At 61.2% G+C, this 16,303-nt stretch carries 19 protein-coding genes and 1 pseudogene; 11 read left to right on the forward strand and 9 right to left on the reverse strand.

The annotated features are described in order from the left end of the window. Positions 1 to 164: 164 nt before the first annotated feature. On the reverse strand, positions 165 to 650 hold the full coding sequence (locus tag ACP15W_RS05505; protein WP_424931852.1) for an Lrp/AsnC family transcriptional regulator: 486 nt from the start codon (positions 648 to 650) through the stop codon (positions 165 to 167). A gap of 165 nt (positions 651 to 815) precedes the next feature. Here ACP15W_RS05505 and ACP15W_RS05510 point away from each other — a divergent pair, with 165 nt between their 5' ends. From ACP15W_RS05510 to ACP15W_RS05540, 7 genes are all read left to right on the forward strand, one after another. Then, positions 816 to 1,283 carry an RrF2 family transcriptional regulator gene (locus ACP15W_RS05510; protein ID WP_424931853.1) on the forward strand — a complete coding sequence of 156 codons (468 nt, stop codon included), beginning with the start codon at positions 816 to 818 and terminating at the stop codon, positions 1,281 to 1,283. 119 nt (positions 1,284 to 1,402) lie between these two features. Continuing rightward, positions 1,403 to 1,840: a hypothetical protein gene (locus ACP15W_RS05515; RefSeq protein ID WP_424931854.1), complete on the forward strand. Its 438-nt coding sequence runs from the start codon at positions 1,403 to 1,405 to the stop codon at positions 1,838 to 1,840. A gap of 151 nt (positions 1,841 to 1,991) precedes the next feature. Next, positions 1,992 to 3,020 carry a sulfate ABC transporter substrate-binding protein gene (locus ACP15W_RS05520; RefSeq protein WP_424931855.1) on the forward strand — a complete coding sequence of 343 codons (1,029 nt, stop codon included), beginning with the start codon at positions 1,992 to 1,994 and terminating at the stop codon, positions 3,018 to 3,020. Continuing rightward, a complete protein-coding gene (gene cysT, locus ACP15W_RS05525; RefSeq protein WP_424931856.1) occupies positions 2,986 to 3,864 on the forward strand; it encodes a sulfate ABC transporter permease subunit CysT in 879 nt (292 codons plus the stop codon). Before ACP15W_RS05520 ends, cysT begins: the two co-directional genes overlap by 35 nt. Next, positions 3,857 to 4,165, forward strand: coding sequence for a hypothetical protein (locus ACP15W_RS05530; RefSeq protein WP_424931857.1), 309 nt, complete (start codon positions 3,857 to 3,859; stop codon positions 4,163 to 4,165). Before cysT ends, ACP15W_RS05530 begins: the two co-directional genes overlap by 8 nt. Before the next feature lie 61 nt (positions 4,166 to 4,226). Then, a complete protein-coding gene (cysW, locus tag ACP15W_RS05535) occupies positions 4,227 to 5,057 on the forward strand; it encodes a sulfate ABC transporter permease subunit CysW (protein ID WP_424932283.1) in 831 nt (276 codons plus the stop codon). Between the two features lie 24 nt (positions 5,058 to 5,081). Next, positions 5,082 to 5,801, forward strand: coding sequence for a sulfate/molybdate ABC transporter ATP-binding protein (locus ACP15W_RS05540; protein ID WP_424931858.1), 720 nt, complete (start codon positions 5,082 to 5,084; stop codon positions 5,799 to 5,801). 200 nt (positions 5,802 to 6,001) lie between these two features. On the opposite strand, the gene ACP15W_RS05545 is transcribed toward ACP15W_RS05540, so the two are convergent. The 6 genes from ACP15W_RS05545 to ACP15W_RS05570 all read right to left on the reverse strand — a co-directional run bounded on the left by ACP15W_RS05545 (position 6,002) and on the right by ACP15W_RS05570 (position 11,084). Next, complete coding sequence (locus tag ACP15W_RS05545) at positions 6,002 to 6,925, reverse strand: transglutaminase family protein (protein ID WP_424931859.1); 924 nt, start codon at positions 6,923 to 6,925, stop codon at positions 6,002 to 6,004. A gap of 259 nt (positions 6,926 to 7,184) precedes the next feature. Continuing rightward, positions 7,185 to 7,718 carry a hypothetical protein gene (locus ACP15W_RS05550; protein ID WP_424931860.1) on the reverse strand — a complete coding sequence of 178 codons (534 nt, stop codon included), beginning with the start codon at positions 7,716 to 7,718 and terminating at the stop codon, positions 7,185 to 7,187. 278 nt (positions 7,719 to 7,996) lie between these two features. Then, positions 7,997 to 8,908 carry a transglutaminase-like domain-containing protein gene (locus ACP15W_RS05555; protein ID WP_424931861.1) on the reverse strand — a complete coding sequence of 304 codons (912 nt, stop codon included), beginning with the start codon at positions 8,906 to 8,908 and terminating at the stop codon, positions 7,997 to 7,999. Beyond that, positions 8,898 to 9,758 carry a hypothetical protein gene (locus ACP15W_RS05560; protein ID WP_424931862.1) on the reverse strand — a complete coding sequence of 287 codons (861 nt, stop codon included), beginning with the start codon at positions 9,756 to 9,758 and terminating at the stop codon, positions 8,898 to 8,900. Before ACP15W_RS05560 ends, ACP15W_RS05555 begins: the two co-directional genes overlap by 11 nt. Before the next feature lie 46 nt (positions 9,759 to 9,804). After that, positions 9,805 to 10,107 (reverse strand): hypothetical protein, encoded by a 303-nt coding sequence (locus ACP15W_RS05565; RefSeq protein ID WP_424931863.1) that lies wholly within the window; start codon positions 10,105 to 10,107, stop codon positions 9,805 to 9,807. Between the two features lie 242 nt (positions 10,108 to 10,349). Continuing rightward, positions 10,350 to 11,084: a Crp/Fnr family transcriptional regulator gene (locus ACP15W_RS05570; protein ID WP_424931864.1), complete on the reverse strand. Its 735-nt coding sequence runs from the start codon at positions 11,082 to 11,084 to the stop codon at positions 10,350 to 10,352. Positions 11,085 to 11,234: 150 nt separating this feature from the next. Here ACP15W_RS05570 and ACP15W_RS05575 point away from each other — a divergent pair, with 150 nt between their 5' ends. From ACP15W_RS05575 to groL, 3 genes are all read left to right on the forward strand, one after another. Further along, positions 11,235 to 11,471, forward strand: coding sequence for a hypothetical protein (locus ACP15W_RS05575; RefSeq protein WP_424931865.1), 237 nt, complete (start codon positions 11,235 to 11,237; stop codon positions 11,469 to 11,471). A gap of 121 nt (positions 11,472 to 11,592) precedes the next feature. Continuing rightward, positions 11,593 to 11,880 (forward strand): co-chaperone GroES, encoded by a 288-nt coding sequence (locus ACP15W_RS05580; RefSeq protein ID WP_424931866.1) that lies wholly within the window; start codon positions 11,593 to 11,595, stop codon positions 11,878 to 11,880. A gap of 44 nt (positions 11,881 to 11,924) precedes the next feature. Further along, entirely contained in the window at positions 11,925 to 13,562 is a 1,638-nt protein-coding gene (groL, locus tag ACP15W_RS05585; RefSeq protein ID WP_424931867.1) for a chaperonin GroEL, read from the forward strand. Positions 13,563 to 13,663: 101 nt separating this feature from the next. Here groL and ACP15W_RS05590 read toward each other — a convergent pair. Both ACP15W_RS05590 and ACP15W_RS05595 read right to left on the reverse strand, forming a co-directional pair. Then, positions 13,664 to 14,367, reverse strand: a pseudogene (locus ACP15W_RS05590) (IS6 family transposase). Positions 14,368 to 14,446: 79 nt separating this feature from the next. Further along, the gene (locus tag ACP15W_RS05595; protein ID WP_424931868.1) at positions 14,447 to 15,817 is read right to left on the reverse strand and encodes a hypothetical protein; all 1,371 of its coding nucleotides are present in this window, start codon (positions 15,815 to 15,817) and stop codon (positions 14,447 to 14,449) included. Positions 15,818 to 15,982: 165 nt separating this feature from the next. Here ACP15W_RS05595 and ACP15W_RS05600 point away from each other — a divergent pair, with 165 nt between their 5' ends. Next, positions 15,983 to 16,255: a hypothetical protein gene (locus tag ACP15W_RS05600; protein WP_424931869.1), complete on the forward strand. Its 273-nt coding sequence runs from the start codon at positions 15,983 to 15,985 to the stop codon at positions 16,253 to 16,255. Positions 16,256 to 16,303: the final 48 nt, after the last annotated feature.

Below are 16,303 nucleotides of genomic sequence, written 5' to 3' on the forward strand. Positions count from 1 at the left end.
ACTGGGAGCCACCCTTCTCCGCCTGTAAACCATCGACATCTTGATCCGGAAAAACGCGGCGTTTCGCGAGCCTCTTTTCAGCATCAGAATTCTGTCGAGGCTTGGCTCGTGCAGGCAATCGCGGCGTCCGCCAAGTCGTTGGCTTGCCCGCCAGTGCCGGCGGTTCATACATTGCTCTGCCGCGGCGGCAGCTCGGTTATTGGGAGGGTGGTTGTTACCTTGATCCTTTCAAGTGCAAACACCGAGTTTACACGTCGGAATCGAACGTTGGCAGTGAGTTCCTCGTAGAGCCTATCGAACGCCGCCATGTCCGCCACGACTACCCGGAACATGAAGTCGAAATTGCCTGCGAGGCGATAGACGTCCCTGATGGGCTCGAGCTTTTCAGCAGCCGCAAGAAGATTTGCGCGCCATTCTGTAGTGTGCTCGAGAGCTTCAACCATCACGAAGGCGGTCAGCGAAAGCCCAAGCGCATACGGTTCCAGCAGCGCCACACGTGCGCTGATCACGCCGGCCTCCTCATGCTTCTGGATCCTTTTCCAGCATGGAGTCTGGGAAAGCCCAACCCGGTCAGCAATCTGCGCCAATGGGATTGTCGCATCATGCTGCAGCAGATTCAGGATCTTGAGATCGATCTGATCGAGCTTCATGTAATCCGCCATCGTTGCTTAACGTTTCACAAGCATGGCATATTTCATGATAATGTCTATAGATTTGATCGTGATTATAGCCGGGTGACAAAGGTGCGGCGCAAACTCGAATTTCCTGATTAATTCGATATTGTTAGTCGTCTATTTGAGCGGTACCCTCACACTATGATTACCCAAAAGACAAAGTACGCGCTCAAAGCCCTGATGACCCTCGCGGACGCTCGCGGCGAATCGGAGACGGCGCTCCGGATCGAACAGATTGCGAAGCGTTCCGGGGCACCGAAGCGGTTTCTCGAACACATCCTGCTTGATCTGAAGCGCGCGGGTCTTATCGGGAGCCGGCGGGGGCGCAATGGCGGCTACGAACTCATCAAGGAAGCGAAAACCATCTCGCTTGCAGAAGTCTTGCGTTTGATAGACGGCCCGCTCGCACCTCTTCCCTGCCTCTCGCGGCGCGCCTACCAGCGATGTGAGGACTGCACGGACGAGGAAACATGCCGTGTGAGGGCCGTCTTCGAGGATTTTTACTCCACCTACAACCTGATGATCGAATCGCTGACCTTGGCCGATTTGCAACACGTTGCGGACCCGATAGCTGCAATCGACATGCCGCGCCCCTCGCCGGGAGAATAATTTTCTATAATCACGATCGACTTTGACGTGATTTAACTGTTGCTAAACACGACCTCCTCTGTCGTCATAAGGGAGCCGGAAGCCCGCAGGCCCGGCGCACACACGAGAGGAGACATTCGATGCACGGACTGTATGGAAACGGTAAGAAACGTTCCGCCGCAATGACCAGCCGCGTGCGTGGTCAGAATGCCAACCTAAGTGAGAACAGACGACTTTGGGCCATTAAGCTCGAGAACCAGGAAACCGGCAAGTGCCTCGACATCGACGGCATTGTGCTGACGTGGTTCACCCGTAACCCGGAAGAGGCGATCCGGGATCTGATGGAGGGCCGCAACCCTGAACTTTGGGAACCGCGGCTTGAGCGCGTGCGGCTGCCCGACGAGGACATGGTCCAATTCCCCACGGTAAGGGAACGCGTCGGGCGGCGTGCCCGCAGGCTTCGCCTCGGGGCGGGGATCGTCCGCGATGAAGCCCCAGCGGGCAAGCGAACCCATCTGCGCGACGAAGCACGGGCACTGACCAACGTGCTTGCCTCCGGGATCATTCCCCGCGGGTAGTACCCATCTCGGCCTGATCGCTCGGGCGGTCAGGCCCCATCCAAGTTTCATGAAATCCGGCGCAGCCGGTCCACCCCGGCTGCGGGCCCAAAAGAGGCCGCAGCCGCTGGGAGGACATGCGCCCGCGCAACCGGCATCAAGGAGCCGAACGATGCAGCTTTCTCACGCTTTCAGGTCTGCCGGCGCATCACTTGCCCCGACAGTCTTTCTGGCAACAACGCTCGGCGCGGCACCCGCCGCTCTTGCCGAGGCCGAGATCCTCAACGTGTCCTACGATCCGACACGTGAATTCTACCGCGAATACAACGAACTCTTCGCCGATCACTGGCGTGCCCAGGGCAACGATCCCGTGAGCATTCAGCAATCCCATGGGGGATCGGGGGCTCAGGCACGTGCCACCATCGACGGTCTCGAAGCGACGGTCGTCACCCTCGCGCTTGCAGCCGATATCGATGCAATCGCCGAACGTTCCGGCAAGATCGCCTCAGACTGGCAGTCTACCCTGCCGCATAATTCCTCGCCTTACACCTCAACGATCGTGTTCCTGGTGCGCGAAGGCAACGAGAAGGACATCCGGGACTGGGATGACCTCGTGCGCGAGGATGTGGAGGTCATCACGCCCAATCCGAAGACCTCCGGTGGCGCGCGCTGGAACTTCCTCGCGGCCTATGGCTATGCGCTCAACGCATCGGACGGCAACGAGGAAGATGCGCTCGACTTCATGTCGCGGCTCTTCGGGAACGTGCCCGTGCTCGACACTGGCGCGCGCGGCGCGACGACCACATTCGTGCAGCGCGGTATCGGCGACGTGCTGATTGCCTGGGAGAATGAAGCCTTTCTGGCGCTGGAAGAATTTGGCGAGGATGCGTTCGAGGTTGTGGTGCCCTCGCTTTCAATCCTGGCCGAACCTCCCGTCACCCTGGTTGACGGAAACATCACCTCCGACGAACAGCGTGCCGCCGCCGAAGAATATCTCGCCTATCTCTACAGCCCCAAAGCGCAGGCACTGGCCCTCAAGCATTTCTATCGTGCCTGGGACACCTCGGCAGGAGAGACCGAAGATATTGCCCGCTTCCCGGACCTCGACCTGATCAGCATAGACGATTTCGGGGGCTGGGCCGAAGTGCAGGCGACCTTCTTCGGTGATGGCGGCGTCTTCGACCAGATCTACGAGGAATGATCCCGTGATCACCCGAACCTTGCGCAACCCGTCGCCGCTGCCGGGCTTCGGCCTCGCCTTCGGCGTGACGATGACGGTGCTCTCCATCGTCGTCCTGCTCCCGATTGCGGCGCTTCTGGGCCGCGGTCTGATGATCGGCCCTGTCGGCCTCTGGGACATGCTCAACAGCCCCCGAGTCTGGTCCGCGCTGGTACTTTCCTTCCGATCCGCGCTGCTGGCCTCGCTCTTCAACCTCGCCTTCGGACTGCTGCTTGCCTGGGTGCTGGTGCGCTACCGTTTCTGGGGCCGCAAGCTCATAGACGCAGCGGTTGACCTTCCCTTCGCTCTGCCGACGGCAGTGGCCGGGATCGCTCTCACGGCGCTCTACGCCCCAAACGGCCCGTTCGGTCAGATCCTCGACGTGGTCGGGCTGCGCATCGCCTATTCGCAAGCCGGCATCTGGATCGCGCTGGTCTTCGTCGGACTGCCCTTCGTGGTCCGCACGGTCCAGCCGGTGATCGAAGAGATCGACCGCGAACACGAAGAGGCAAGCGCTACCCTGGGCGCGAGCCGGCTCATGACCCTGCGCCGGGTCGTCCTGCCCACGTTGACGCCCGCGCTCCTGACCGGCTTCGCCCTCGCCCTTGCCCGATCCGTCGGGGAATACGGCTCGGTCATCTTCATCGCGGGCAACCTGCCCAACCAGACGGAAATCGCGCCGCTTCTCATCGTGATCCGTCTCGAGGAATACAATTACGACGCCGCCGCCGCCATCGGCATTGCGATGCTGCTGATCTCCTTCGCGATGCTCCTTGCCATCAACATCATCCAGATCTGGAGCAGACGGAGGATTGGCCTTGCATAGTCATCCAGTATCCCCCCGAACCCTCGAGCGCGCACCGGACCGCATCTATCCCCACGGCAGCGGAGTGGTCTTCGCCCTTCTGGGCAGCCTCACCGCACTCCTCGTGACAATGGGTGCTCTCGCGACAGGGCTCGGCACGCCGGAAGCGCTTGCGCTCTATCTCCTCGGAAGCCCGCTCGCGACAGCCTTCTGGGTATTTACCCTGCTCCAGCTTGCCGAACGGAAACAGGTCCGAAGGCCCGCACCTCCCCGCGGCTGGTCGGCCCGCTCCGACCTCACACGGAGGGTCCGTCGTGTCTGACCTCACCCTTGATCTTGGACGCAGCGCGACGCTTCCACGCCCGGTCCGCCCCCCGGAGCCCGTGACAACCGAGCCGCGCGGCATCCGCAATGCCCTCATCGGCATCACCTTTGCCCTGATGGCGGTGCTGCTCTTCGCACCACTCGCCGCTGTCTTTGCCGAAGCCCTCCGCGAAGGCTGGATCACGGCACTTCAGGCGCTCGGATCCGAGGACGCGCGCTCCGCCATAGGCCTCACCCTCACGGTCGCGGCCATCGCCGTACCGCTCAATGCCATCTTCGGCATCGCAGCCGCCTGGGCCATCGCGAAATTCGACTTCCGCGGCAAGGCGTTCCTGATCACACTCATCGACCTGCCCTTTTCCGTCTCTCCGGTGGTGGCCGGTCTCTCCATCGTCCTCCTGTTCGGCGCCAGTTCGTCGCTCGGCATCTGGCTCGCGGACAGCGGCTTCAAGATCGTCTTTGCCTTCCCGGGCATCGTGCTCGCCACGATGTTCGTGACCTTCCCGTTTGTCGCCCGCGAACTCATCCCCGTGATGATCGAGCAGGGCCGCACGGAGGAGGAAGCAGCCCTTACATTGGGTGCGAGCGGCTGGCGCAGCTTCTTCACCGTCACCCTGCCCAATATCCGCTGGGCCCTGCTTTACGGTGTGCTGCTCTGCAATGCCCGCGCGATGGGGGAGTTCGGCGCCGTGGCCGTCATCTCGGGCAAGATCCGTGGCGAAACCACCACCATGCCGATCATGATCGAAATGCTCTACAACGAGTATCTCTCGGTCGCGGCCTTCGCGATGGCGGCCCTTCTGGCGCTCCTCGCCCTCGTCACACTGACGCTCAAATCCCTGATGGAATGGCAGCACGCGGACCTTCTGGCCGCCACCCGCCGCCATTGACCCTTCAACAAGGACAACTCACCCATGCATATCGAGATCGACGAACTTGCCAAGGAATTCGGCACCTCCCGCGCGCTTCACCCGGTCAGCCTCGCCATTCCGTCCGGCGCGCTTGTCGCATTGCTCGGGCCGTCAGGGTCGGGCAAGACGACGCTCCTGCGTATCCTGGGCGGGCTCGAATTTCCCACATCGGGCCGTGTGTTCTTCGACGGCGCCGACGCCACGGGCCTGAGCGTGCAGGAGCGGCGCGCAGGTTTCGTTTTCCAGCACTACGCACTCTTTCGGCACATGACCGTCTTCGAGAATATCGCCTACGGCCTCAGGGCGCGCAAACGCCGCGAGCGGCCGGTGGAGGCGGAGATCGCGCGGCGCGTCAACCGGCTCCTCGACCTGATCCAACTGCCAGAGATCGGCAGCCGCTACCCGAACCAGCTCTCGGGTGGTCAGCGGCAACGCGTGGCGCTCGCGCGGGCTCTGGCGATCGAACCCCGCATGCTGCTGCTCGACGAACCCTTTGGCGCGCTTGATGCGAAAGTCCGCAAGGAACTCCGACAGGGCCTCCGGCGTATCCATGACGAAACCGGGCTCACGACGATCTTCGTGACCCACGATCAGGAAGAAGCAATGGAACTGGCCGACCGCGTAGTGGTGATGTCCATGGGTCGGATCGAGCAGATGGGCCGGCCGGCGGACATCCGCGCGAGACCCGCCACCGACTTCGTGCGGATGTTTACTGCCGCTTAAGTGGTCTCAACTCTACAAGTCGAGTTCCTGCAATAGCCAAGCGGACAAAATAAATGGCGTTGCCGGACATGGAGCGCAACTTGGATCCCAGTCGCGCTGGCGGAGCGGACGGGACCCCGGTCTAACCTTCTCCGGCCGTTAAGATATCGTTCTTCAAAGATTCAAACCAGCAACCGCAAGCCAGTCCCACCGAAACGCCATCAGACAAGCGCGATGTCCGCCCCGCCTCTTTTGGCCGAGAGCGAGTTGTCTTGTGCCGAAGCACTCTCCACTCTTACTACTACCTCCATCGAGATCAAATCGACGTTCGTTCCGAGGAAAGTGCCTGCGACCGGCGCGGACTGCGTTATGTTCCGGACCACGGCAAGTGGTATCAAGTTTCCGGATCCGACGCTCCGGTTGGTAGGATCGAACGCGATCCAGCCCGCGCCGGGGACGAATATCTCGACCCAGGCATGGGTGGACCCTGAGCCCGCAGACCCCAGGAGGTTCATTTCAGGGTTGGACAAATACCCCGAGACGATGCGGGCGCCGAGGCCGAGACAGCGGGCCGCCTCTGCAAGCAGGACCGCGAAATCGCGGCACGAGCCCCATCCGCGGTCGATCGTCTCGATGGGCGACTGGGTGCCTTCGGTGTCACGGCTCTGGTAGGAGATCTGGGTGAATATGCCGTTGCTGATGTCCTTCAGCAGAGACAGCGTATCTGTAGGCCGGGCCATGACGAACCCCTCGACCCATCTCGCGAGGCGGCCGTCGACATCGCGGAATTGCGGCACCGTCAACGCCCCCAGGTCTGTCCAGTCGTCGGCGTCGTAGAAGAAGGGATACTGGGCGGCCGAGGCGGATATGGCAAAGACCGGCCAGGCTTGCGCGGTCAGTTCCACGCTGGCGCGGCTCTCGATCACTAGATGATCCGTCTTGCCCTCGAAGACGGCGGTCGCGATGGAATTGCCGGCCACGTCATGCGCCCATGTTACGGTCGATGTCGGCGTGGTGGACAGGGTGTGCGAGAGAAGCCGCAATTCCCGCGTTTCGCGAGGTCGCAGCATCATCCTGTGCGGCCCGAGGGGAACCTCATTCCGGTATCGGTAGGTCGTAGTGTGAATGATGTTGAGAAAAGCCAAGATGGGGGTCCATTACGGTTCGAGGAAGGTGGCAGGCACGCCAGGGCGGGTCAGCGGCGGCGGGATGCGCCCGGACTGACGGGCACGGCGTTTCGCCAGGCGTTCGATCCCTTGCAGCGCCGACAGATCCGCTCTCCGAAACCTTCGCTCCAGAACACGGTCTCGCATCGCAGGCATTGGCGTTCCTGCGGAACGTCGCCCGAGGCCCTCGGTTTCGCCATGCTTGGTGTTGCACCTGCGGCGGTGGGTTTGGTCGCCTTCACGTCCGCTCTGCTCTTGGACGGGTGCGCAAGGGCCGAAGTGATTGAGGTCGTGACGGCATGCCTTCGTTTTCGGCTGCCAGGACTGGTTCGTCCTCAGGTGTCTCTTGGGTGTTCGGCTGCGAAGCCGGTGCAATCGAGCCCGGTTCGGGCGTTCCAATCCCGGAGTAAACGTGTCGCAAATGCGCCTCTGAGACACCATCGGCCTTCATCACGAGACGGACCATCGGATCGGCCAACATTTCGTCCAGGAAGAAATTGGACAATGCTCTGCCCGTCAGCTTGTCTCTGGCGCGCGCATGATCGAGATCCACAAGTGAAACGGTCAGTGTCCTTGTCAGGCCGGGATGGGATGCCCTGGGGAGAAGCTTCACCATGACCGAGGCCTTCCAGGCCGCGGGGTCCCGTTGATCAGGGGGGCAAACCAGCTCCGTTTCGATCTCGTATTCACCCGCCGGGAGCGTCTCGGCGAAGCCTGGAACGGTGAACGGCCGACAAAAGACCGCAACGGTCTTGCTCGTCAGGTCTTCCATTGAAGTGATCCTCTCCCGTGTCGTTGCGGGTGGTCCGCGCCCCTCTCGTGATCGGGGCGCGTGACCTCCGCCCGTTTCAAGATGGCCGGAATTTTCCCGGGGGTTCCTTGCGGGTGGCCCCGGATTGTTTTTCCTGGGCAGGGGGCTTGGCAGGTTTCGGCTTCAACGCGGCCGCAACTCTGGCGATCAGGTCCTTGAAGGACATGGTGTCGATCCTTTGATTGGCCGGTGTCCCTTCCTCGTCCATGTCGGACCGGGACAGCTGACACCGGTATTACCTACATGGGGACTGGTGATCCGGTTTGCGATGGCGCAGCACGCGGTAAACCGGGGGACAGCCACACCGTTTCGTCAGACCAGACCTTGAATTCCGTCAGCGTGTTCGGATCGAATGTCTGGGTCAAAGGCACGTCGACGGCATCGCGGCCGTGCGCGATCATGATCCTTGCAAACCGCGGTGTGTTGTTCCGCGGATCGAACATGTTCCATTCACCGCCAAGAAAAACCTCCATCCACGCGGCAAAATCGCCGGGCGGGTGGGGGAGCGGCTCGCCGATGTCGCTCAGGTATCCGGTGCAGTAGCGTGCCGGAATGTTCATGCAGCGACACAAGGTCATGGCGAGATGGGCGAAGTCGCGGCAGACCCCCTGTCGTTCGGCCAGGGTCTGCGATGCGGTGCGCGTCGCCTTTGCCTGCGTGTAGTCGAAACGAACATGGTTGTGCACGAAATCGCAGATCGCCTCGACCCGTGTCCATCCGGGTTCGATGGTCTCGAAGGTTTCCCACGCCATCTCCGACAGGAGGTCGGTATCGCAATACCGGCTGCCCTGGAGAAACGCGAGCGTATCGGACGGCAGGTCCTGAACCGCGTGTTGTCGGGCGCCCTGAGATCTGGGATCGGGCTCGCCCGTGTCGCGGAAGATGCCGTCCGTCGAGAGGCAGAAGTCGCCCTCCGGAGCCAGGAGGCGGGTGCACCAGTTGCCGAAGCCATCGCGGTAGCTTTCGAGCGGTACGCTGGGAGTTGTCACGAGATGGTCGGCGCGCTCGAGATCGCTGAAGCGGGAGTAGTGGACGCTGAGCAACGCGATCAGCGGCGTCGGCTGGGGAAAGCTGTATCGCAGACGACACTTGATGTTGACGCGGATGCCGGACACGCTGCTGCGCATGGTCTTGTGGCTGTCATCGTCCAAGGATACACGCTCCTTCCGAGAGCCGGTAGCCCCGATTGCAGTTCCACCGATTGCCTGATCGGTCGAGATAGGCGTTCTCCGGCAGGTCAATTTCGATGCAGGCGCCGCTCACCGGCTTGTATCCGCGTTCGCAGCTCCAGCCCGGTCCATAGGAGTCCGGGTCGAGAAACGCATTTTCCGGCAGATCGATGGCCTCGCAACTGTCGCCTGTCTTCATGAAACCCCGCTCGCAAGCCCAGGTGGCCCCGTAATCCGCGTTCGTGAGGTAGCCGTTGTCCGGCACCGCGATCGGCAGGCAGGTTCCGTCGGCGGCTGCGTAGCCGCGGTTGCATTCCCACCCAGACCCGGACGTGTTCTGGGACAGATAGGCATTCTCGGGCAGAACGATGGGCACGCAGGCGTCGCGATCCTGCCGGTATCCGCGGTCGCATTGCCAATCGTTACCGGATGACCGGAGGAAGGCATTGGCGGGCACCGGGATGGGATCGCAGGATATCCCGTTCGCCTCCTCATACCCGCGGCTGCACTCCCAGCCCGTCCCGTAGGACCGCCCGGTTGGATAGGCATTTTCGGGGATCTCGATCACCAGGCATTCCCCGGCTTCCTGCCGGTAGCCAAGATCGCAGACCCATCCGCCACCATAGCTGCGCGATTGGGCATTCTGAGGTATCGGGCCGGCACCCTCCTGCGCGAAGGCCGGGAAGGCCATGGACGCGACCACGCCAGCGGCGAGCGCGAGCCTCAAGATCAGTCGGGCCAGCGAGCGTCTTGCCGGTTTGCCTTCGCGTGGCCGGTCTGCGAGGCGGGTTGTTTCCGAAGGTGCCGCCGAACGGATTTTCGGGTACATCATCGCCCGTTCCGCTTCGATTGACCGGGTCTAAGCCATTCGGGAGGGGTCATTTCAAGTCCTCCTGCGGGGAGCGCGCGGCCGCGCTGCGGTATCTCGCTTCGGTTTGGGCCGCATCCCGGCTCAGCGCCCCTTTCAGGCAGCTGTCGGTCGTTACCCGCATCTCGCTTCGGCCCACGGCCTTGCCGTGCACCATCAGGTAGGTGGCCGTCCGCCGGTACGCCTCGAAGCTCAGCCCCTGGATCAGCTCTTCTTCGACGAGAACCTCATAGTCGCCCGCGGGCAGGTCGTCGGGGTATCCGGGCAAGGTGAACGGGTTCGAAAACGTCACCGTCGATCTGGTGGACCGCATGTTCATCTCTGGTCTCCGCGATTCTAGCATGTACGTCGTTCACCACCGGTCACGGCCCGTCGTATCCGAGACCCGACCGGTCGAACGATTTATTCCCTTGTACGTCGCGAACGATCGACCTTTGCTGACGCATGTTAGTCCCAGGCTCCAACCCGGGCATGAAATCTTTCGGGAGCCGGTCTCGGTACGGACCGGTACAGGAGCGCCGGGTTCGTTTGCCAGGCGGAGGTGGGGCGGCCCTCTCAGGTCAGGAGCGGTCCGGTCTGGTCGAGATATGCCGGATCGAACTCGGCCAGTTCCACAAGCCCGCCATAATCGTGAAACGTCACGCGGCCATCCCGGAAGGTCACCAAGCCGTGTTCGCGAAGCTGCCGAAGGACGCGGTTCACGTGGACCGCGCTCAACCCCAGCGTATCGGCGAGGTGGTATTGCGTCAGCGGGCAGTCGAACCCCTGCTTGCTGCCGATGCCCACGAGCGCCAGCCTCGACCCCAGCTCCAGCAGGAAATGCGCCATGCGGGCATCCGCATCACGCCGACCGATCCCGACCAGATGTTCCACCACCATCGCCTCGTCCCTCGATGCCGCCCAGAGTATGGCAGTTGCGAGGCGAGGAGTGTGCGCGAATGCATCGAGCAGGTCGCTCGTCAGCACTTCGGCGGCCTCGATGTCGACGATGGGTTCGAAGCTGTGATCCGACGTGCGCAGGAGTACGCTCCGTAACCCCAAAAAATCCCCCGGAACCTGAAAATCCACGATCTGCCGGGTTCCCTCGGCTTGCAGCTTGTAGGAGCAGACCCAACCCGCGGACAGTATATAGGCGGCCTGAGCTGACTGGCCCTGGTGAACCATGTCGCGCCCCGCGACGAAGGTGCGGCGACGCTGGTGCAGTCGGTCAAGCACGGCCAGCTCGACCTCCGACAGAGTGACGAAGGCCGAAAGCTTGCGGGTCAGGGGGCTATGTTCGGCGGATGACATGGGGCCTCCTGGCAGATCGCGATGCAAGAGCGAAATTCTCACCGGATACTGCTCTGGATCAGTCCAGCATAGAGCACTTCCTGCGAGAAGTATGGATACATTTGAGCCACACCTGCTCTTGGGTTCACGATGTCAAGAAAGGAAATCCAGATGTCCACCGCAAGCGAACATGCGGGCGAGGCCGCCCTGTCAATCTGCGAGGCACTTCTGCTTGCCCTAAACGATCACGGGTTGCTGCCAGAGCATGAGATTGTGGGGGTTCTTCGCGACGCCGCGGCGACCCACGAGATGGCTGTTGGGGCCGAACGCGACATGGATAATCACCGAGCCGTCGCTGAATTGATCAACGCGATCATCCTTGGCGGAAACTCGGTTCGACGCTCGTGAGTCGCTCGGGCGGCGGTGTCGGTCTGACCCCTCGGAGTGGAGACCGCGGACTTGCACGCAATGCAGTCGGGCAAGCGACCCGGTCGGTTCCGCCAACGAAACCTCGACAAGGAGCACTTCGATGCCATTCACTCCTCTTCACGGCCGGTGGCTCGTTCGCCGGATCGAAGGCGACGAGACGACGAAGGGCGGCCTCATCATTCAAGATGCCGCCAAGGAGACGCCTCACGAAGGCGAAGTCGTCTCCGTTGGCGCCGGCGGAAGACGCGAGAACGGCGAGCGCATCTTGATGGACGTGAAATCTGACGACCGGATCCTATTTGGAAAATCGTCCGGATCAGAGATCGAACTCGATGGGGAAACCCTTCTGATCATGAAGGAGAGCGACATTCTCGGCGTGATCGCCTGAGCCCGAAACCTTTCCCATCAACCTCAGTCTCAGGAACTCACACCATGTCCGCCAAGGAAGTTCGATTCAGTACCGATGCCCGCGACCGAATGCTGAAAGGCATCAACACGCTGGCGAATGCCGTCAAGATTACTCTCGGCCCCAAAGGCCGAAACGTCATTCTCGACAAATCCTGGGGCGCGCCGCGCATCACCAAGGACGGTGTGACGGTCGCAAAGGAGATCGAGCTATCGGACCATTTTGAGAATATGGGTGCCCAGATGGTTAAGGAGGTCTCGCAGCGCACGAACGACGAGGCTGGGGACGGCACCACAACTGCGACCATTCTAGCCCATGCGATTGTCCGGGAAGGCATGAAATCGGTCGCGGCCGGCATGAACCCGATGGATCTCAAACGCGGTATCGACAAGGCCGTAGCCGCAGTCGTGGCCGAAATCAAGAACATGTCCAGACCGGTCGGTGATAGCGACGAGATCGCCAAGGTCGGGTCCATCTCGGCCAACGGAGAAGTCAAGATCGGTCGGCAAATTGCCGACGCGATGGCCAAGGTCGGCAAGGAAGGAGTGATCGCCGTCGAGGAAAACAAAGGGTTGGAGACCGAGACCGAAGTGGTCGAAGGCATGCAGTTCGACCGCGGCTATCTAAGCCCCTATTTCATCACGAATGCTCAGAAGATGGTCGTCGAGCTGGATGACTGCGTTGTCCTGCTTCACGAGAAGAAACTGACTTCTCTCATGTCCATGGTGCCGTTGCTTGAGGCTGTGATTCAGGCCGAAAAGCAACTGCTGATCGTGGCCGAGGATATCGAGGGCGAGGCGCTGGCGACGCTGGTCGTCAACATGCTGCGCGGCGGGCTAAAGGTTGCGGCCGTCAAGGCGCCTGGTTTTGGAGACCGCCGCAAGGCAATCATGGAAGACATCGCCGTATTGACGGGCGGTCAGGTGATTTCCGTAGAAATGGGCACCAAGCTGGAGAATGTCACCATGGACATGCTCGGGTCCGCCAGAAAGGTCACGATCACCAAGGATGACACGACGATCATCGAGGGTGCCGGCGACAACGACACAATCGCGGCGCGCGTCACCCAGATCCGGGCGCAGATCGAGGAGACCACTTCGGACTACGACAAGGAGAAACTGCAGGAACGGCTCGCGAAGCTTGCCGGCGGAATTGCCGTTATCCGGGTCGGCGGGGCAACCGAGATCGAGGTGAAGGAGCGCAAGGACCGCGTCGACGATGCGCTCAATGCCACCCGTGCCGCAGTTCAGGAAGGTGTCGTGCCCGGCGGTGGCGTGGCCTTGGTTCATGCCGGCAAGGTTCTGGCATCGCTGAAGGGCGAGAACAGCGATCAGGATGCCGGGATCAAGATCGTCGGCCGCGCGATCCAGGCGCCGCTGCGCCAGATTGCTGGAAATGCCGGGGTCGATGGTTCTGTCGTTGTCGGGAAGGTGATCGAGAACGACAGCCCGAGCTTCGGTTTCGACGCGCAGGCCGAGGAATACGGCGACATGCTGAAGGCAGGTGTCATCGATCCGACGAAAGTCGTCCGGATCGCACTGGAAAATGCCGCGTCCATTGCCGGTCTGCTGATCACGACCGAAGCGATGGTCGCGCAAAAGCTTGGGAAGGCCGGTGCAAGCACCGAAATGTCCGACTTGGGTGGAATGGGCGGAATGATGTGAAGGCCGGCGTCCCATGGTCAGGAGCCTTGGGACGCGAAACCAATTTCTTGTGCTGTCAGACAGACTCGACGTAGTCTCTACAAGGACAGGACGACCGTCCATTATGCCGCACCGAGTTGACGCCACTCGGCGAGAGCAGCGGCGCGGTTGAGCTTGAAATGGGCGCGCGAGATGAGGCTGCGCTCCAGATTAGAATGGTTGTGGACCGAAGCATGGACTGAGGCAAATTTTTGCAGACTTCCCATTCGCCGAATGCGGAGCATGGCGCGCTCGCGTCGTTGAAACGGTAGTCCGAACTCTCGGCGCGGTTATTCATCCAACGACCGGTTTACTGCCGGTCGGCCGCACCAATCTCTTTCAGGGCGGCGCCATTTGAGCGGAGCCGGTCGGTCACGAATACATCTGCCCGACCATGCCTCCTCATTGCTTTCTCGAGGAACTTCAGTGCCGCATTCCGATCCCGTGCCTTTGTCACGAAGCTCTCCAGCACCTCGCCCTCGTGGTCGACGGCTCGCCAAAGGTAATGGCGCTCGCCGTTGACTTTCATAAACACCTCGTCCAGATGCCACTTTCAGTGGCTGGACCGCATGACCTCAATCCGACGATTTCGGATTTCGGCCGCGAACAACGGGCCAAATCGATGCGCCCAGAACCTGACCGTCTCGTGGCTGATGTCGACGCCGCGTTCATGCAGCAAATTTTCGACATTTCGGAGTGACGGTGCGAAGTGGATGTACATCATGACCGCCAAGCGGATAATCTCCCGGCTAGTCCTGAAATATTTGAACGGATCGCGGCTCTTCATCCGGGCACGCTATCCGAGCCTGCTTCCCGGCGGCAAGCCAAGTTCTTCTGACAGTGCCAATTCGTGGCCAATTCGTGGCCTATTCGTCAAGAGCTGCGCGTGCTTTGGTGATGCCCGTGAAGACGGCGTCCACGACGACTGGTGCAAGGCTATGCCCTTCGAGCCAGGCCCTTGGATCCTCAGCGAGCGGTGGATCGAGTTGCGCCATTCTCGTCAATGCCTCGCGAGCGGCTCGTGCATTGGACAGTTCCGTGTGCGCGATTGCGAGGAGCGCCTGACCTAGTGACCAGCCATCTGCAGAGGCTTGTTCTGCAGCCAGTCGCATCTCTGACCACTCTTTCTTCATGAGGTGATCAATGGCCAGCAAGTGAAAGTAGAATGGCGGCGGCGCAACGGAACGATCTATTGCACGACGCATGATGGGAACGCCCTCATCAAAACGCCCGGCAATCCCATAACGAATGGCGAGATTGGCAAGAGCGGCCGGGTCGTTCGGGTTCACCTCCACTGCCAGGCGTGCAAATTCGATGGAGCGATCCATGCTGCCCGCATACTGCTCGACATGGCTCATAGCCTGCAACGCGTCCGTATCTCGAGGCTCAAGATCAAGTGCACGGATTGCAGCTTGTCGGGCTAGATCGAACGCCGCCGCTTTTGAGAGGTTCTGCTCATGGCCGAAACGCGCCGCGTCGTTACGCAGATATGCGAGCATCGCCCAAGCGCGGCCGTAATCGGGGTCTTCCCGGACAGTCGCTTCGAGGCAGTCCCGCACCGCCTGGTATTCATCGCTGTGATATGTTCGTCGGTAGATCTGCGCACTTGCGACACATGCGAAGCCCCGCAGGCTCGGATCATTTCTATTATGGAGCCTTGTGGCTCGCGCATCCCGGAGCGCATATCCATATTGCTGACCAATCACGGAGGCGACCTCGGACGAGATCGAATCCAGTATGTCCGTGATGCTCTGGTTTTGCGCACCCTCAATGTAGCGTTCGCTCCACAGCACCTCGGAGTCGTTCCGGCGGATAAGCTCAGCTCGTATGAAGAGCATTCCGGTTTCTCGCCAAACACCACCGGCAACCTTGAACTCCGACCTGGGATTTCGATCATTCTGTGCGAAGGCATCAGAGGCGCCTGCGACCTGATCATTCACCAGATGTACGGCAAGGTCGGGAAACCGGATCAGGGCCGCCGCGATTTCATTTGAAAGCCCGGATGCGACAAGCGCTTCGACTTCATCCCCCGTTCTGGCACCGAACTCTTCGACAAGGATGGCGACGCTCTGCTCTGGAACGCCAGTGGTTTCCGGTGCGCCGCCTTCGGGCCGTATAGTCCAGAGAAGCAGGGCTGCTACAAGAGCCACGCTTGCGATCGCGGCAACCCCTTCGGAAAAGCTGAAGCGTTTGAACAAGCCCAATTCGCGATGGTCGGTGGCGTTGGGCTGGACCATCGCAACCTCTGGCCCGGGCCCTGCGACCTTTTGAAGATCGAACCTGGGATAGTAGTGGCCTTTGGGAATACTGATGCGGATGGGATCGGCTCTCCCGCTCTCCGCATAGTAGTTGTCGAGGTCGCGTCGGAGCTTGCGCGCCTCCAAACGGACGATCGGATCCGATTGCTGGTCGAAATCGGACCCGCGCCCAAAGACCGCCATCGCGATGGTCGTCGCCTTCAACTCGCCCTCACGGCCGGCCAGACTCTTCTCGACAACGTAGCGAAGCATGTCGCGCCGTCGATCGCTGGCCTGCAACTCGGGGAACGCGAGGATTCGGTCCAGCTGGCCGCGGATGCTCGCGGGGGAGATTGGCGCAGAATCAATGGGTTCGGGCATGCGGCAATGGAGCTGACCTTGGGGTTCGAAGGCAAGATAACACGGAAATTTAAATAGTTAACAACGTGACCAAGCGGCACGCCCCTACGTTGCAACATGTTTGAA

Source organism: Amaricoccus macauensis (assembly GCF_049800915.1).
Taxonomy (GTDB): Bacteria; Pseudomonadota; Alphaproteobacteria; order Rhodobacterales; family Rhodobacteraceae; genus Amaricoccus; species Amaricoccus macauensis_A.

Bases quoted from the DNA above. Each gene is read 5' to 3' on its own strand.
- ACP15W_RS05505 (WP_424931852.1), bottom strand. From the start codon at position 650: ATGAAGCTCGATCAGATCGATCTCAAGATCCTGAATCTGCTGCAGCAT.
- ACP15W_RS05510 (WP_424931853.1), top strand. From the start codon at position 816: ATGATTACCCAAAAGACAAAGTACGCGCTCAAAGCCCTGATGACCCTC.
- ACP15W_RS05515 (WP_424931854.1), top strand. From the start codon at position 1,403: ATGCACGGACTGTATGGAAACGGTAAGAAACGTTCCGCCGCAATGACC.
- ACP15W_RS05520 (WP_424931855.1), top strand. From the start codon at position 1,992: ATGCAGCTTTCTCACGCTTTCAGGTCTGCCGGCGCATCACTTGCCCCG.
- cysT (WP_424931856.1), top strand. From the start codon at position 2,986: ATGGCGGCGTCTTCGACCAGATCTACGAGGAATGATCCCGTGATCACC.
- ACP15W_RS05540 (WP_424931858.1), top strand. From the start codon at position 5,082: ATGCATATCGAGATCGACGAACTTGCCAAGGAATTCGGCACCTCCCGC.
- ACP15W_RS05550 (WP_424931860.1), bottom strand. From the start codon at position 7,718: ATGGAAGACCTGACGAGCAAGACCGTTGCGGTCTTTTGTCGGCCGTTC.
- ACP15W_RS05560 (WP_424931862.1), bottom strand. From the start codon at position 9,758: ATGATGTACCCGAAAATCCGTTCGGCGGCACCTTCGGAAACAACCCGC.
- ACP15W_RS05565 (WP_424931863.1), bottom strand. From the start codon at position 10,107: ATGCGGTCCACCAGATCGACGGTGACGTTTTCGAACCCGTTCACCTTG.
- ACP15W_RS05570 (WP_424931864.1), bottom strand. From the start codon at position 11,084: ATGTCATCCGCCGAACATAGCCCCCTGACCCGCAAGCTTTCGGCCTTC.
- ACP15W_RS05575 (WP_424931865.1), top strand. From the start codon at position 11,235: ATGTCCACCGCAAGCGAACATGCGGGCGAGGCCGCCCTGTCAATCTGC.
- ACP15W_RS05580 (WP_424931866.1), top strand. From the start codon at position 11,593: ATGCCATTCACTCCTCTTCACGGCCGGTGGCTCGTTCGCCGGATCGAA.
- groL (WP_424931867.1), top strand. From the start codon at position 11,925: ATGTCCGCCAAGGAAGTTCGATTCAGTACCGATGCCCGCGACCGAATG.
- ACP15W_RS05595 (WP_424931868.1), bottom strand. From the start codon at position 15,817: ATGGTCCAGCCCAACGCCACCGACCATCGCGAATTGGGCTTGTTCAAA.